Here is a 14,657-nt window from a genome sequence, read left to right as displayed (position 1 = left end):
CGGGGTACGCTGCGCGCGTGAATCAGCCTTACCCCCCGCAGTATCCGCAGCAACCGGGGCCGGGAATGCCGCCGCAGAACCCCCAGGGAATGCCGCCGCAGCCGGGAATACCACAGCCCGGTATGCCGCCGGGGATGCCGCAGCCGGGCATGCCGCCGCAGGGGCAGCAGCCGCCGCCGCAGTTCCCGATCCTGGTGTCCACCATGAACGATGTGCCCGGCCACGAGATCGTGCGCGTCTTCGGTGAGGTCGCCGGACTGACCGTCCGCAGCCGGGGTATCGGCGCGAACTTCACCGCCGGCCTGCGCTCGCTCGGTGGCGGTGAGATCACCGAATACACCCAGTTGCTGTACCACTCGCGGCACGAGGCGATTCTGCGAATGTGCAACCACGCCATGGCTTTCGGCGCCAATGCGGTGATCGCGATGCGCTTCGACTGCAACGAGATCGCCAACACGATGAGCGAGGTCGCCGCGTACGGCACCGCGATCCTCATCCGCCCGATCGAGCAGAGCTGATCCGGGCTCCCGCAGCCCCACATGCTCCGGAACGACCGACGGCTCCGATCCCGCGTGGATCGGAGCCGTCGGTCGTCGTAGGAGTGCTTACCAGCCGCGCTCGGCGAGGCGGTGCGGCTCGGGAATGTCGGCCACGTTGATGCCGACCATAGCCTCACCGAGACCGCGCGACACCTTGGCCAGCACGTCCGGGTCGTCGTAGAAGGTGGTGGCCTTCACGACCGCCGCGGCCCGCTCGGCCGGGTTGCCGGACTTGAAGATGCCGGAACCCACGAACACGCCCTCTGCGCCGAGCTGCATCATCATGGCGGCGTCGGCCGGGGTGGCGATACCACCGGCGGTGAACAGCACCACCGGCAGCTTGCCGGTGACCGCGACCTCGCGGACCAGCTCGTAGGGCGCCTGCAGCTCCTTGGCGGCCACGTACAGCTCGTCCTCGGGCAGCGACTGCAGGTGCCGGATCTCGTCGCGCAGCTTGCGCATGTGGGTGGTGGCGTTGGACACGTCACCCGTGCCGGCCTCGCCCTTGGAGCGGATCATGGCCGCGCCCTCGGTGATCCGGCGCAGCGCCTCACCCAGGTTGGTGGCACCGCAGACGAACGGGACGGTGAACTGCCACTTGTCGATGTGGTGGGCGTAGTCGGCCGGGGTCAGCACCTCGGACTCGTCGATGTAGTCGACGCCGAGGCTCTGCAGGATCTGCGCCTCGACGAAGTGGCCGATGCGGGCCTTGGCCATGACCGGGATGGAGACGGCCTCGATGATGCCGTCGATCAGGTCCGGGTCGCTCATCCGGGCGACACCGCCCTGGGCGCGGATGTCGGCGGGCACCCGCTCGAGCGCCATGACGGCGACGGCGCCGGCGTCCTCGGCGATCTTGGCTTGCTCGGCGTTGACCACGTCCATGATCACGCCACCCTTGAGCATCTCGGCCATGCCGCGCTTGACACGGGAGGTCCCCACAGTGGTCTCGGTGGTCTGGGGGGCTTCGGGCGCGCTCACGGCAAACTCCTGCTCATGTCGAGGGACGATCGTTCCACGGTCGGAACGCCACGATTCTATGCGCCGGGTGCGGCAGCCTTGATAGCCAGTCCGACACCACTGGACCGGCCGAACCGGTCCAGCACTGCCCACGACCGCTACCACACCGCAACAGTGACCGGACTCACTGGCGCTCGGCCGCCGCGACGGCCCAGTCGTCACCGGACCGGACCAGAACGGCGGGGACCAGACCGCGCGGTTCCGGCAGCACGGAATCGGCCAGGCTCCACAGTTCGATGCGGTCCGGCACCAGCCGGATCAGGACGAAATCGTCGCCCTCGGGCCCGCCAGGGAAGTACGGCCGAGCCCGTTCGCTCCACTGTTCGCGACGGGTCGCGAGGTCGTCGACCACGGTCGCCGGCCCGTACAGGGTGACGTACGCGCCCGCCGCGCGGTCCTCGACCGCGTAGGTGACCGCGGGATCGGACCGGATGTCGGCGAACTTGCGCGACCGCGGACTGGTGGCGAACCAGATGCCCGCGTCGTCCAGCTTGTGTTCCACCATGCGCGTGCGCGCACCGCCGCACACCGTGGTGAGAAACCCGGTGCGGTTCGCGTCGAGTATGCGCCGGGCAACGTCGTACCACTCTGCTGGGTCCACGGTCGAACCTCCCCCAATTAGAATGTCTACTCTAGATCACCAATTCTAGAATCAATGGCATGGGAAGGCCAGCGAAATTCACCGAGGACGACTTCCTCGACGCCGCACTGGAGGAACTCGCAGAACACGGCACTGTCTCGATCGCCGCGATCGCGGGCCGGCTCGGCGCACCGAACGGCTCGGTCTACCACCGGTTCTCGTCGCGCGACCGGTTGCTGGCCACCATGTGGATCCGTTCGATCCGCCGCTTCCAGCACGGATTTCTGGCCGCACTGGCCCGCGACCCGATCGACGCCGCACTGCACAGCCTTCGGTGGAGCCGCGAAAACCCCACCGAGGCACGCGCATTGCTGCTGTACCGGCGCGAAGACCTGATCGCCCGCTGGCCGGACGAGCTCGGCCCCGGCCTCGAATCCCTCAACACCGCCGTGCAATCGGCACTCGCCACCTACGCCGTCACCCGCTACGGCCCCGACGACCCCGACGCCGAACGCCGCGTCGTGCTCGCGCTGGTGGACATCCCCCGCGCCGCGCTGCTACGCGACCTACGGGCCGGAAGCCCTCCGGCGCCGTCTCTCGACGAGATGGTCACCGCCGCCGCCACCGCGGTCCTCGGCTGATCGTGCTCCTCGCGGCCTAACTCGGTTCATCGTCCAAGGTCCGGCGCAGGCGCGGCGTCAATGCCCGGGACCGGCAGCCCCGGGTGGCCTGCGCGATCGGGGACCGCGGTCTGTGCCCGCGTGCTCCGTGTCCGACGGCGCTCACCCCGCCGCGGCCCGGGAACCGGCACCCATCGCACTGAGTCATCGGTCGACCACCTTCCGGATCTATTGCGTTTGCCGATTTCGACGCCCGCGCAGCGGGTTCGGTTCCCTCCGGTCGGAAACATTTTCCGCGACACGTGCATTCGGCCGGTCGGGGCGGCGTTTCGGCGGCACGGCGGCGAGCGCCGATAAGGATCCGGTCACGGCCGACGGCACCCGCGACGTGATTCCATAGCCACAGCGCATAATTGGGTCACGCGGTCGTTCGTCCCGTTCGGAACGCGGCGCCCGCGAGGCAGCCGATGACGAAGGAAGCCTGCCCATGCGAAGCACATTCACTCGCGTCGTCCAGGCCGCGATTCCCGTCGCCTTCGTCCTGGCGGTCGTCGCCGGCTGGGCGGCGATCGTCTACGGCATCTGGCGACTCGTCGACGGCTACAAGGACGGCTGGGCGTTCACCATCGGCGGTGTGTTCGGTCTGCTGCTCCTCATCAGCGCCACCACCACCGACGGCGCCTTGGGCAGCCGGCCCGACGACCGCTGAAGCCGGAACCGCGGGGCAGCGCACGGGTCAGCGGATCGAGCGAACCTCGGGCTCGTCCGGGCCCGCCGCCGCCGCGACCGCTTCCGGGAGCAGGGTGTCGAGGTTGTACGGGTAGACGGTCTGATCGGCGGCGTCCAGCGCGCGGATGTCGGCCGGCGTGCACCATTTGTTGCCCAGGATCGCACGGCGTTCCACCGCGGTCAGGCTGCCGGCCGTCGGCTCGAACGCGGGAGTGCGGGCGACGAAGAACAGCTCCTCCGAGCGGATCAGCTCACCGTTGAACGGGAACACCGCCACCCGCCGCCAGATCGGGCCGCGCAGCGCCGACGAGTCCAGGGTGAGGCCGGTCTCCTCCCACAGTTCCCGGACCGCGGTGGCCCGCAGCGATTCCCCGGGTTCGACACCGCCGCCGACGGTGAACCAGAACGTCGCGTCCGGGGTCATCGGATCGTGGCCGTGCATGAGCAGCACGCGGTCCTGTTCGTCGAGCAGCACCACCCGGGCCGAGGTGCGGACCGTGTCGACCTCGAGTCCGGTGCTCGCGGCCGGGGTGACCCGTTCGGAGATCTCGAAATACCGGGGCATGGGCGCGGTACCGGCGAGATGCAGCCAGCGCACCGACCGCCGCCCCCGCAGTGCGCGGGTGTCGCGGACCGCGTCGTTGTGGAACCGCCGGGCGATCAGCACCCGCGCCTCCGCGTCGGCCAGCTCGGCCACCAGTTGCGGTGGCAGCAGCGCGATATCGATACCCGACAGCGCCGCACCCAGCTGGTTCTCGGCCGCCTCCCGGTCGGCCCAGTCGATGCGTTCGGCCCGGTCGGCCAGGGCGATCAGGTGGGCGGCCTGTTCGGCGACCCGCGGCTCGGACAGTCGCCCGGTGGTGGAGATCGCGACGGTCCGGGCGACCACCGCCCGCCGGGCGAGCGCCGCCTCGAGCGCGTCGCGGGCCTGGTCGCTGCGCACGTGCAGCCGGTCGAGCCGGTTCGCGATCCCGTACGCCCACACCGCGGCCGCGGCGAGCAGCGCCAGGATCAGTGCGAGAACGAGAATGCCGGTGGCGGAGAAGGTGATCATCCGGCGGTCCGCACCCGTGCGTCGCCGACGGTGACCGTCTCGTACACGCGCAGGATCTGCTCGGCCACGACCGGCCAGTCGTACTCACCGACCACCTGGTTCGCGGCCCGGACCAGCTCGGCCCGCCGCGCCGGATCGGCCAGCAGATCCGCGACCGTATCGGCCAGGGCCACCGGGTCGCCGACCGGGACCAGGGCACCCGCCATGCCGTCGCGCAGCACCCGCCGGAACGCGTCGAGTTCGCCTGCGACAACGGCGGTTTCGGCGGCCATCGCCTCGACCAGCACGATGCCGAAGCTCTCCCCGCCCAGGTTGGGCGCACAGTACACATCGGAACTGCGCAGCGCCGAGGCCTTCTCCGCGTCGCTCACCTGCCCGAGCAGCCGCAGATGGCCGGCGAACTCACCGGCCTCGCGCAGCAGGCGTTCCTCGTCGCCGCGCCCCACCACCAGGATCTGCACGTCGGGCTGCCGGGCGACCAGGCGCGGCAGCGCTTCCAGCAGCACCGACATGCCCTTGCGCGGTTCGTCGTAGCGGCCCAGGAACAGGACCGTGCCGCCCGGGCGCGGATACCCGTCGAGCAGGGGCGCGCCCGCGAACGCGGAGACATCCACCCCGTTCGGGATCTCGACCGCGTCCCCGCCGAGCGCCTCGACCTGGAACCGCCGCGCCAGCTCCGAGACCGCGATCCGGCCGCTGATCTTCTCGTGATACGGCCGCAGCACACTCGAAAACGTCGCCAGCACCAGCGATTTCGTGGTCGAGGTGTGGAAGGTCGCGACGATCGGGCCGTCGGCGACCTTGAGCGCCAGCATGGACAGGCTGGGCGCGTTCGGCTCGTGGATGTGCAGGACGTCGAAGTCGTTGTCGGCGATCCAGCGCCGCAGCCGCGCATAAGCGGTGGGCCCGAACGACAGTCGCGCCACCGACCCGTTGTAGGGGATCGCGACGGCCTTACCCGCCGAGACCACGAAGTCCGGCAGCGGTGTCCCGTCGGACGCGGGCGCGAGCACGCTCACCTTGTGCCCGCGCTCGATCAGGACCTGCGCCAGATCGGCCACGTGCGCCTGCACCCCGCCGGGCACGTCGAACGAATACGGGCACACCATCCCGATCTTCACGACACGGCCTCCGACTCGCCCACTCCCGCACCATCATCGTCGCCGTCGGCGCGAACCGCGGATTCTCCTCCGCCACCACCGTTTTCACTGACGCTCGTCCGCCCGGACTGTGCGGCCTCGATCCGCGCCAGGCGCTCCGGCGACAGATCCGACTCCCAGAGTGGCTGCAGCATGTGCCAATCCGCTGGGTGGGCAGCGATATTCGCGGCGAACCGGTCCGCCAGCGCCTGCGTCGCCGCCGCCACGCCGGCCGAGACATCCAGCGGCGCTTCCACTTTCAGCCCCCACGCTTCCCGCCCGTCGGCGGTCTCGGTGAACCACAGGTGCACCGGCAGCAGCGCGGCGCCGGTCTCCACCGCCAGCTTCGCCGCGCCCGCCGGCAGCCAGGTGCGCTCCCCGAAGAACACGACCGGCACACCGCGCCCGGTCAGGTCCCGCTCCCCCATCAGGCACACGATCCCGTTGTCCCGCAACCGTTGTGCCAGCTGCGGGAACGGCGGCTCGGCACCACCGGTCAGCGCGAACACCTCGAAGCCCAGTCCCTGCCGGTAGGCGAGGAACTGGTTGTACAGCGATTCCGGCCGCAGCCGTTCGGCCACCGTCGCGAACCGCCCGTAGTTCTGCACCAGCCACAACCCGGCCATGTCGTAGTTGCCGGAATGCGGCAGCGCCAGGATCATGCCCTTTCCGCGCGCCAGCGCCGCGTCCAGGTGCTCGAGACCTTCGACCGGCAGCAGTTCGGACCGGCCGATCGCCGCGTGATCCATCGACGGCAACCGGAACGCCTCCCGCCAATACCGGGCATAGGACCGCATGCTGGCGGCGATCAGCTCGGCCGGCACCTCCGCGGCCGGCACGCCCAGTACCCGCGCCAGATTGCGGCGCAGCTGACTGGGCTGCGCGCCCCGCTCACTGCGCTCGGCAGCCCAGTTCCCGCCCCGGTCGAACCAGCGGCGGGCGGTGGCCTCGGGCAGCGCCCGCACCAACCGCCATCCCGCCGCAAAGCCCCGATCGGTGATGGCGCCCTTCAAGTCGGTCAACGCGGCGTCCCTTTTCGATCGTCACGGGCACTAGTGGCCCTCTGCTCCATTGTTCGCCGATGCGCCGCCACCCGCCGGGGCGAGGATGTCGCGCGCGCCCGGCGAGTTCCGCACGGCCAGGACCCGCTGGAACACCGTCACGATGCTCAGCACCGCCAGCACACCCATGGCCAGGTAGACGGCCCACTTCAGCCAGCCGATGTCGAAAATCTCGGCCAGACCGGTGAATCCGGATCCGACGAGCACGATCACCAGCCGGTCCGGCCGCTCGATCAGGCCGCCGTCCGCGGACAGTCCGCTGGCCTCGGCCCGCGCCTTGGCGTACGAGATCACCTGGGAGGTCACCAGCACCACCAGCGTCGCCACGAACAACGGTTTGCTGTGCTCGTGATAGACCGCCCACCACGCCAGCGCTCCGAAGATGGCGCCGTCGGCCACCCGGTCGCAGGTGGCGTCCAGGACCGCACCGTATTTCGTGCCGCCGCCGCGGGCCCGCGCCATCGCGCCGTCGAGCATGTCGAACATGACGAACAGCCAGATCAGCAGGGTGCCCGCGAACAGATGATCGGTCGGGAACAGCGTGACCGCCGCGACGATCGTCGCGGCGGTCCCGATCAGCGTCATCGCGTCGGGGGTGAGACCGGTGCTCACCAGCGCCCGGCCCACCGGCGCAGTCGCTTTCGCGAACGTCGCACGACCGAAGAAGCTGAGCACGGCTACGCCTCTTTCCAGGCCCCCGCCAGCAGCCCGCGCGTCTCGCGCAGCAGCTGCGGCATGACCTTCACTCCGCCGACCACCGTGATGAAGTTCGCGTCACCACCCCAGCGCGGCACGATGTGCTGGTGCAGATGGTCGGCGAGCGAACCGCCCGCCACGCCACCGAGGTTCAGGCCGACGTTGAAGCCCTCGGGCCGCGACACCTTCTTCATGACCCGGATCGCCTGCTGGGTGAACGCCATCAGTTCGGCGCTCTCCTGCGGGGTCAGGTCCTCGAGGTTCGCGACCCGGCGGTAGGGCACCACCATCATGTGACCGGGGTTGTACGGATACAGGTTCAGCACCGCGTACACCCACTCACCGCGGGCGATGACCAGTCCGTCCTCGTCGGTCATCTGCGGAATGTCGGTGAAGGGGTGACCGGACTTCTTCACCTTGGGCTCGGAGTTCTCCTCCCGGCCCTCGACGGTTCCGGTGATGTAGGACATCCGGTACGGGGTCCACAACCGCTGCAGGCGATCCGGTTCTCCCGCACCGTTGTCCACGATCTGTTCGTTCACGCTCCCCCGTTCACGATCTCGAAGCCCTCCGCGGTCGGCGTGGCGTTCTCGCGCCGGCGCACCCAGTCGACGACGGTGGCGACCGCGTCGGCGACCGGCACCCCGTTGACCTGGGTGCCGTCGCGGAAGCGGAAGCTGACCGCGCCGGCGGTGACGTCCTTCTCGCCCGCGAGGAGCATGAACGGCACCTTCTGGGCGGTCTGGTTGAAGATCTTCTTCTGCATCCGGTCGTCGCTGCGGTCGACCTGGGCACGGATGCCCTCGTCCTGCAGCAGCTCGATCACCCGATCCAGGTGCGGCGCAAAGGCTTCCGCGACCGGGATGCCGACCGCCTGCACCGGCGACAGCCAGGCCGGGAACGCGCCCGCGTAGTGCTCGGTGAGCACGCCGAAGAACCGCTCGATGGATCCGAACAGCGCGCGGTGGATCATGACCGGGCGCTGCTTGGTGCCGTCGGCGGCGGTGTATTCGAGGTTGAACCGCTCGGGCAGGTTGAAGTCGAGCTGGATGGTCGACATCTGCCAGGTGCGGCCCAGCGCGTCCTTGGCCTGCACGGAGATCTTCGGGCCGTAGAACGCGGCCCCGCCCGGGTCGGGCACGAGCTCCAGACCGGAGGCGCCGGCGACCTTCGACAGGGTTTCGGTGGCCTCTTCCCAGATCTCGTCGGAGCCGACGAACTTCTTCGGGTCCTTGGTCGACAGCTCCAGGTAGAAGTCGTCGAGGCCGTAGTCCTTGAGCAGCGAGAGCACGAAGTTCAGCGTGGTGGTGAGCTCCGCGTGCATCTGCTCCTTGGTGCAGTAGATGTGCGCGTCGTCCTGGGTCATGCCCCGCACGCGGGTGAGGCCGTGTACGACACCGGACTTCTCGTAGCGGTACACCGAACCGAATTCGAAGAGCCGCAACGGAAGTTCACGATACGACCGGCCGCGCGCGCGGAAGATCAGGTTGTGCATCGGGCAGTTCATCGGCTTGACGTAGTAGTCCTGGCCGGGCTTGCGGACCGAACCGTCCTCGTTGTATTCCGCGTCCAGGTGCATGGCCGGGAACATGCCGTCCCGGTACCAGTCGAGGTGTCCGGAAACCTCGAACAGGTGACCCTTGGTGATGTGCGGGGTGTTGACGAACTCGTAGCCGGCGTCGATGTGGCGGCGGCGCGAGTACTCCTCGAGCTCCTTGCGGATGATGCCGCCCTTGGGGTGGAACACCGGCAGGCCCGAGCCCAGCTCGTCGGGGAAGGAGAACAGGTCCAGTTCGGCGCCGAGCTTGCGGTGGTCGCGCTTCTCGGCCTCGGCGAGCAGGTGCAGGTGCTCGTCGAGCGCCTCCTGCGACTCCCACGCGGTGCCGTAGATGCGCTGCAGGTCCTCGCGGGACTGGTCACCGCGCCAGTAGGCGGCCGAGCTGCGGGTCAGCTTGAACGCCGGGATGTACTTGGTGGTCGGGCAGTGCGGGCCGCGGCACAGGTCGCCCCAGACCTTCTCGCCCGAGCGCGGGTCCAGGTTGTCGTAGATGGTCAGCTCGTTGCCGCCGACCTCCATGACCTCCGGGTCGTCGATCCCCGACTTGTCGGTGATCAGCTCCAGCTTGAACGGCTCGCCGGCGAGTTCGACCTTCGCTTCGTCGATGTCGACCACGCGCCGCGAGAAGCGCTGAGATCCCTTGATGATCTTCTTCATCCGGGATTCCAGCTTGGCCAGGTCCTCCGGGGTGAAGGGCCGTTCGACCTGGAAGTCGTAGTAGAAGCCGTCCTTGATGAACGGGCCGATGCCGAGCTTGGCGCCCGGGAATTCCTGCTGCACGGCCTGGGCCAGCACGTGCGCGGCCGAGTGCCGGATCACGTTGCGGCCGTCGGGCGAGGCGGCCAGGACCGGCTCGACGTCGACGTCGGTGTCCGGGGTCCAGGACAGGTCCTTGAGGTTGCCCTCGGGGTCGCGCACGACGATCACCGCGTCGGGGCCTTTGTTGGAGGCACCCGCCTCACGCAGCGCTGTGCCCGCCGTAGTCCCCGCAGGCACCCGGACGAGGGCGGCTGGACTGATGGGGGCTGAGGTGGTCACGGCTGCGCTCTCCTTGGTATATCGGATTGCGGACATCGAAGTGTCCTGCCGGTCGCGGCAATGCTCCGGCGCGACCATGCTATCGGGAGTGTCCGACCGGCGCGTCAATCGGCCGGGCGCGTGCCGCCGATCTCGCCGGGCCGCCGGTCCTCAGCTTCGCGCGGCGACGTCCTCCAGCATCGATTCCCGTTCCGCGGCAGGACGTTTCGGGCAACTGGTGCACATCTGGCAGCTGGGCACCTCGTAGACGAGGCAGCAGGAGATGCGGTGCACGAACCGGCGGCCGCCGACGTCGACGAACCGCGGCATCGGCAGCCGCCCGGCCACGTCGTGTGCGAGCCGGTCACCGGCGGCGGAGTCACCGGCGTCGAGCGCCCGGTTGCCGATCGCGTCCGCGACGATCGCCCACAGCGAGGCCGCGCTGGCCCCCGACACCCGGGCCACCACCGGGATCACCTGCTGCAGCGTCTCGCGCAGCGCCGCGCCCGCGGCCGCGGTGTCCACCGGGCGGCGCAGCGCCGAAGCGTCGTAGGCGGCCGCGACCTCCCCCGGTTCCACGTCGGTGCGCGCGAAGTCGGCGGGTTCCAGGTCGACCGGCAGGGTCCGTTCGATGCCACCGTCCGGGCGCACCTCGAGGGCGAGTCGCGGCAACGCCGGCGGATGCAGCGACGTCCCGGCGATCACGGCCCCGACCAGCGGATCCACCAGCGACGACGCCGCCATGCACCACCACAGTGTGCCCGAGACCCGCGAGTCCCCGGTACCCCACGAGATCCCCATGTCGGCGATCCGTTCGGTCAGCCAGTCCGGCTGGGTCAGCACCCGGCCGGGTACCACGGTTCCCACGACTACCACCCGCTCCGCGACGTTCATTCGACTCCGCTCATCGATGACCAGCCTGGCACGCACCGCGGCCGGCGTCGAGCGGCCTGTGGCCCCCTCCCGGTCGTCGCGCAGGCGCAATGTAGCGCACGGGCGGCGGGCGCGGGGATCGCCACGCGGACAGCGTTTCCCGCGCGCGGCGAGTCCAGCGGGCTTGCCTTATCGGCGGTCACCGGGTGTCCGGAGCGACCGGTTTCCCCTTGTGACGGCGGTACAGTGGCCGTGATGGACCGGCCCACCGACACCGAGATCAAGGTCCAGCTGCTGGCGGCGCCGCCGACACGCTGGCAGCGACTGTGGGCTGCGGTCGACGAGTTGCGGGCGCCGCGTTCGCGCCCGCACGCGAGCTGGGTGTTCCCCGAGCCCGACGCCCACGGCATGCTGCGACTGCCGTACGTGCATTACAGCGAGACGATGGAACGGATCCGGCGCGGACTCTACGAGGTGGGCGCGATCATCTCCTTCGCCTGGACGGACTGGGACGGCGAAGCCAGGTACCCGAACGGTGAGGGGTTGCGGGACGCACCGGTCGGAGAGTCGGTACGCATGCTCACCCTGCTGATCCGCGCCGAGCGCCTCACCGACGGCACGATCCTGCGCGCCCTGGAGGACGGCACCTTCCTGGCCGCCCTCGACCGGCTGCGCCGCTGGTACGAGCGGGTCCGCGTGCCGCACGCCGCGCACGTGCACGGCCCACCCCACGATTCGTGGGCGATGCGGCAGTTCGGCCGGGCCCGGGTGTTCCTGGCACTGCACTGCTCCTGATCAGCGCGAGCCCGGCGATGCCGGGCCGAACCAGCACTGGTCCGATGTCCAGATGCAGGACCGCGGAACGGGAACGGTACCGTCGGCGCATGCGCATTCGAGTGGAGTCCCTGGTATTCGCGGTGGCCGGTGCCGTCACCGTCGCGGGGGCGGTGACCGGCCGGGAGTCCTGGCAGCGTGCGGGCAAACCCTTGATCGCGCCCGCGCTGGCCGTGCGCGCCTGGCGGTCCCGCAGTGCCGACCCCGTCGACGCCGCCCTCACCGTCGCCGGTCTGGGCGCGGCCACGGTCGGTGACTGCTACCTGATCGAACCCGACGACGACCGCCGCATGGTCCGGGGCGCCGGCTGGTTCGCGGTCATGCAGGCCGCCTACACCGCGCGCTGGCTGCGGCGCGGCGCCCGGCCGACCGCCCTCGCGATCGCGCCCCGGGTGGCCGGCTGGGCCGCCGCGGGTACCGCGCTGCGGCTGAAGTCGCGACCCGTCGCGGCCCCGCTGTCGGCCTACGGCCTCACCCTCGGCACCGCGACCGCGCTGTCCTCGGATCCCGCCCTCCGCGATCCCGGCCTGTTCGCCGGCGCCCAGCTGTTCACCGTGTCCGACGCCTTGATCGTGGTCCGCCGCCTGTTCGTCCGCGGCGAGCGCAACCGCCGCATCGCCGAGGGCGTGATCTTGGCGACCTACATCGGCGCCCAGTGGCTACTGACCACGCCGCCGGCGGCGAAGGCACAGCCTCAATAGATCAGCGGCCCGAGCCGGGCGGCGTAGCGACGGGCGGGCTCGTCGTGGTCCTCGAGGGCGTCGATCCGGTTGCTGGGTCCGGCCAAGCACAGCGCACCTTCGACCACACCGTTCTCGCCGTGGATCGGATACGCGAGACAGGCCAGCCCCGGCACCAGCTCGCCGACCGACCTGGCGTACCCGGACCGGCGGATCGTCCGGATCTCGTCGGCGAGGGCGCTGTGCTCGACCACCGTCCGGTCGGTGAGCCGCACGGGAGCGGGAACCAGCTCCCGCCACTGCGTGCGGGTCGCGAGCAGGAGCTTGCCGGCCGCCGAGGCGTGCAGATTCCGGCCGAGTTCGCGTTCCCCGCGGACCGGATTGTCGGGATCACCGCCGACGACCACGACCGTAGCCGCGCGAAATCCCATCAGATGCACGGCAAATCGGGTCGATCCACGGAATTCGGCGAGTTGCTCGCGGGCCGCGCTCGGCAGCGTCGGCGAGTTCAGGGCGGCGGCGAGTCCGCGCAACCGTACACCCAGCCCGAAGCCACGCAGATCCGCTGTGCGAATGAGATATTCGTCGGCAACCAGAGTATTCAGCAATCGATAGGCGGTCGCCGGCGACAATTCGAGCCGCTGGGCGATTTCCTTGGCTGTCACTCCGACACCGCATTCGGCCACTGTTTCGAGTATGGCGATCGAGTTCGCGACCGCACCGCCGCCCCGGCCGTGATTCATCGCGGCCTACCGGAACACCGCGGTATGCAACAGATCCTCGCGGCGGGGCTCGTCGAAAATACCGATCCGCCGCCACCGCGCGGGTGCCACCAGCCGCACGACGCCGGTGACCAGCACCGCCACCACCATGATCGCCACATACCCGGTGACGACCACGGCGGTACCCGGTTCCCGCCCGAAGGCGGCCAGCACGACCAGCACCGCCATCAGCACCGCGCACCCCCAGCCGAGCGCCGACACCCGCCGACTCGGTTCGCCGATCCGGCGCAGCAGCGCCGGCCCGGCCAGACACGCCGGCAGATAGGAACCCAGGTAGCCGAGCCCGCTGAGGGTCAGGAAGACCCGGATCCCATCCGAGGGCGTGACTCCCGCGAGCAACGTCACCACCGCGGCGCCGGTGACGACCACGACCACCGAGACCAATGCCGGCATCGGAGTGTGGAATCGGGGGTGGGTCCGCCCGGCGGCCGCAGGGGCGATCCCCTCCCGCGCCATGGTGAACAACACCCGGACCGCCGCGTTGACCGAGGCGACGGTGCAGGCGAAGAACGACGATGCCACCGCGACGGACGGCACGATCGCCAGGAACGGCGAATCGTCGCGCAGCAGCACCTCCGCCAGCGACGAGCCGCCCGCCGAGAACGCCACCGCTTCCGCGGCCACCGCGAACAGGTAGATCACCGCGGCCGCCACCGGCGTCCACACCAGGGTGCGCGGGACCGACCGGAACGGCCGGTACGCCTCCGACGACAGCGTTGTGGCGCTCTCGAACCCGACGAACGCACTGATCGCCACCACTGCGCTGATCGCCAGGTCGCCTACGTCACCGTGCCCGCGGGCCGCCGCGCCGAGGCTCGCACCCGGCCGCGCGGTCACCAGGAGATAGGTCAGCAGCGCCACGATCGCGATCGCCGACACGCATTCCACGATCAGCATGGCGGCCGCCGAGATCCGGATGCCGCGCGCCATCAGGACGGCCGCGACGAGCGCCGCCACGAGCACGAGTGCCACGGTCGCGGCGGGTCCTCCGCCCAGCACCTGCCGCACGGCACCGCCGACCGCGATCAAACCGGCGACCGAGACACTCAGGTATCCGGCCAGCGCCGACCAGCCGGCGGGGATCGCAACCGCCGGGCCGAGCCCCTGCGCCACGTAGGTGTAGAGGCCGCCGGTGACGGCGAGCCGCTGGGCCATCGGCCGAATCACCAGGGCCACGCACCAGGCCAGCACCGCCGCCCCGAGGAACACCGCGACGCCGGCCGAACCCCCGACCGCGGCGATCACGAACGGCGGTGTGATGACCGAGGTGCCCGCGGGCGCGATGGCGGCCACCGACTGCGCGAACACCGGCAGGAAACCGAGCTCGCGCCGGGTCAGGCCACGAATCGCCGACCTCGTCACCACCAGGGGTGAATCACGCACCGCAGGGTTCACCGCGCGACCACCTTTCCGGTGTCACCGCCCGGATGCACCCGTTCACCATCGTGTTTCGAAGCGCCAGCGTCGCAGTTCGA

At 70.2% G+C, this 14,657-nt stretch carries 16 protein-coding genes; 5 read left to right on the top strand and 11 right to left on the bottom strand.

Going from position 1 to position 14,657, the window contains the following annotated elements:
• The first annotated feature begins 188 nt into the window (after positions 1–188).
• A complete protein-coding gene (locus EBN03_RS21165; protein ID WP_199742904.1) occupies positions 189–518 on the top strand; it encodes a YbjQ family protein in 330 nt (109 codons plus the stop codon).
• Positions 519–605: 87 nt separating this feature from the next.
• On the opposite strand, the gene pdxS is transcribed toward EBN03_RS21165, so the two are convergent.
• Both pdxS and EBN03_RS21155 read right to left on the bottom strand, forming a co-directional pair.
• The gene (pdxS, locus tag EBN03_RS21160; RefSeq protein WP_199742899.1) at positions 606–1,520 is read right to left on the bottom strand and encodes a pyridoxal 5'-phosphate synthase lyase subunit PdxS; all 915 of its coding nucleotides are present in this window, start codon (positions 1,518–1,520) and stop codon (positions 606–608) included.
• Between the two features lie 163 nt (positions 1,521–1,683).
• Positions 1,684–2,160, bottom strand: a complete 477-nt coding sequence (locus EBN03_RS21155) for a pyridoxamine 5'-phosphate oxidase family protein (protein ID WP_158675700.1) — start codon at positions 2,158–2,160, stop codon at positions 1,684–1,686.
• Between the two features lie 59 nt (positions 2,161–2,219).
• On the opposite strand from EBN03_RS21155, the gene EBN03_RS21150 reads away from it, so the two are divergent.
• Together EBN03_RS21150 and EBN03_RS21145 are read left to right on the top strand one after the other, a co-directional pair.
• On the top strand, positions 2,220–2,780 hold the full coding sequence (locus tag EBN03_RS21150; RefSeq protein WP_122189821.1) for a TetR/AcrR family transcriptional regulator: 561 nt from the start codon (positions 2,220–2,222) through the stop codon (positions 2,778–2,780).
• 466 nt (positions 2,781–3,246) lie between these two features.
• Positions 3,247–3,468, top strand: a complete 222-nt coding sequence (locus EBN03_RS21145; protein ID WP_122189820.1) for a hypothetical protein — start codon at positions 3,247–3,249, stop codon at positions 3,466–3,468.
• 27 nt (positions 3,469–3,495) lie between these two features.
• On the opposite strand, the gene EBN03_RS21140 is transcribed toward EBN03_RS21145, so the two are convergent.
• The 7 genes from EBN03_RS21140 to EBN03_RS21110 form a co-directional block, all read right to left on the bottom strand.
• Entirely contained in the window at positions 3,496–4,539 is a 1,044-nt protein-coding gene (locus EBN03_RS21140) for an NUDIX hydrolase (RefSeq protein ID WP_122189932.1), read from the bottom strand.
• Positions 4,539–5,663 (bottom strand): glycosyltransferase family 4 protein, encoded by a 1,125-nt coding sequence (locus tag EBN03_RS21135; protein WP_122189819.1) that lies wholly within the window; start codon positions 5,661–5,663, stop codon positions 4,539–4,541. The genes EBN03_RS21140 and EBN03_RS21135 overlap by 1 nt, the downstream gene beginning before the upstream one ends.
• Complete coding sequence (locus EBN03_RS21130) at positions 5,660–6,703, bottom strand: phosphatidylinositol mannoside acyltransferase (RefSeq protein WP_122189818.1); 1,044 nt, start codon at positions 6,701–6,703, stop codon at positions 5,660–5,662. Before EBN03_RS21130 ends, EBN03_RS21135 begins: the two co-directional genes overlap by 4 nt.
• Positions 6,704–6,733: 30 nt before the next feature.
• Positions 6,734–7,417, bottom strand: coding sequence for a phosphatidylinositol phosphate synthase (gene pgsA, locus EBN03_RS21125; protein WP_122189817.1), 684 nt, complete (start codon positions 7,415–7,417; stop codon positions 6,734–6,736).
• A 2-nt stretch (positions 7,418–7,419) separates the two neighbouring features.
• Positions 7,420–7,980: an HIT family protein gene (locus EBN03_RS21120; RefSeq protein ID WP_233608504.1), complete on the bottom strand. Its 561-nt coding sequence runs from the start codon at positions 7,978–7,980 to the stop codon at positions 7,420–7,422.
• Entirely contained in the window at positions 7,977–10,070 is a 2,094-nt protein-coding gene (gene thrS / locus EBN03_RS21115) for a threonine--tRNA ligase (RefSeq protein ID WP_407671199.1), read from the bottom strand. The genes EBN03_RS21120 and thrS overlap by 4 nt, the downstream gene beginning before the upstream one ends.
• 114 nt (positions 10,071–10,184) lie before the next feature.
• The gene (locus EBN03_RS21110; RefSeq protein ID WP_122189815.1) at positions 10,185–10,907 is read right to left on the bottom strand and encodes a (2Fe-2S)-binding protein; all 723 of its coding nucleotides are present in this window, start codon (positions 10,905–10,907) and stop codon (positions 10,185–10,187) included.
• A gap of 234 nt (positions 10,908–11,141) precedes the next feature.
• Between EBN03_RS21110 and EBN03_RS21105 the strand changes: the two genes are divergently transcribed.
• Both EBN03_RS21105 and EBN03_RS21100 read left to right on the top strand, forming a co-directional pair.
• The gene (locus tag EBN03_RS21105) at positions 11,142–11,681 is read left to right on the top strand and encodes a DUF6508 domain-containing protein (RefSeq protein WP_147471658.1); all 540 of its coding nucleotides are present in this window, start codon (positions 11,142–11,144) and stop codon (positions 11,679–11,681) included.
• 89 nt (positions 11,682–11,770) lie between these two features.
• Positions 11,771–12,421, top strand: a complete 651-nt coding sequence (locus EBN03_RS21100) for a lysoplasmalogenase (RefSeq protein WP_122189813.1) — start codon at positions 11,771–11,773, stop codon at positions 12,419–12,421.
• Here the strand turns inward: EBN03_RS21100 and EBN03_RS21095 are convergent.
• Both EBN03_RS21095 and EBN03_RS21090 read right to left on the bottom strand, forming a co-directional pair.
• Complete coding sequence (locus tag EBN03_RS21095) at positions 12,415–13,143, bottom strand: IclR family transcriptional regulator (protein ID WP_122189812.1); 729 nt, start codon at positions 13,141–13,143, stop codon at positions 12,415–12,417. The two genes, EBN03_RS21100 and EBN03_RS21095, sit on opposite strands and share 7 nt — an antisense overlap.
• Before the next feature lie 6 nt (positions 13,144–13,149).
• On the bottom strand, positions 13,150–14,577 hold the full coding sequence (locus EBN03_RS21090; protein ID WP_122189811.1) for an APC family permease: 1,428 nt from the start codon (positions 14,575–14,577) through the stop codon (positions 13,150–13,152).
• Positions 14,578–14,657: the final 80 nt, after the last annotated feature.

The organism is Nocardia stercoris (assembly GCF_003696265.1).
Taxonomy (GTDB): domain Bacteria; phylum Actinomycetota; class Actinomycetes; order Mycobacteriales; family Mycobacteriaceae; genus Nocardia; species Nocardia stercoris.
Note: the sequence above shows the minus strand (reverse complement) of the source record. Positions and strands in the feature narration are given on the sequence as shown.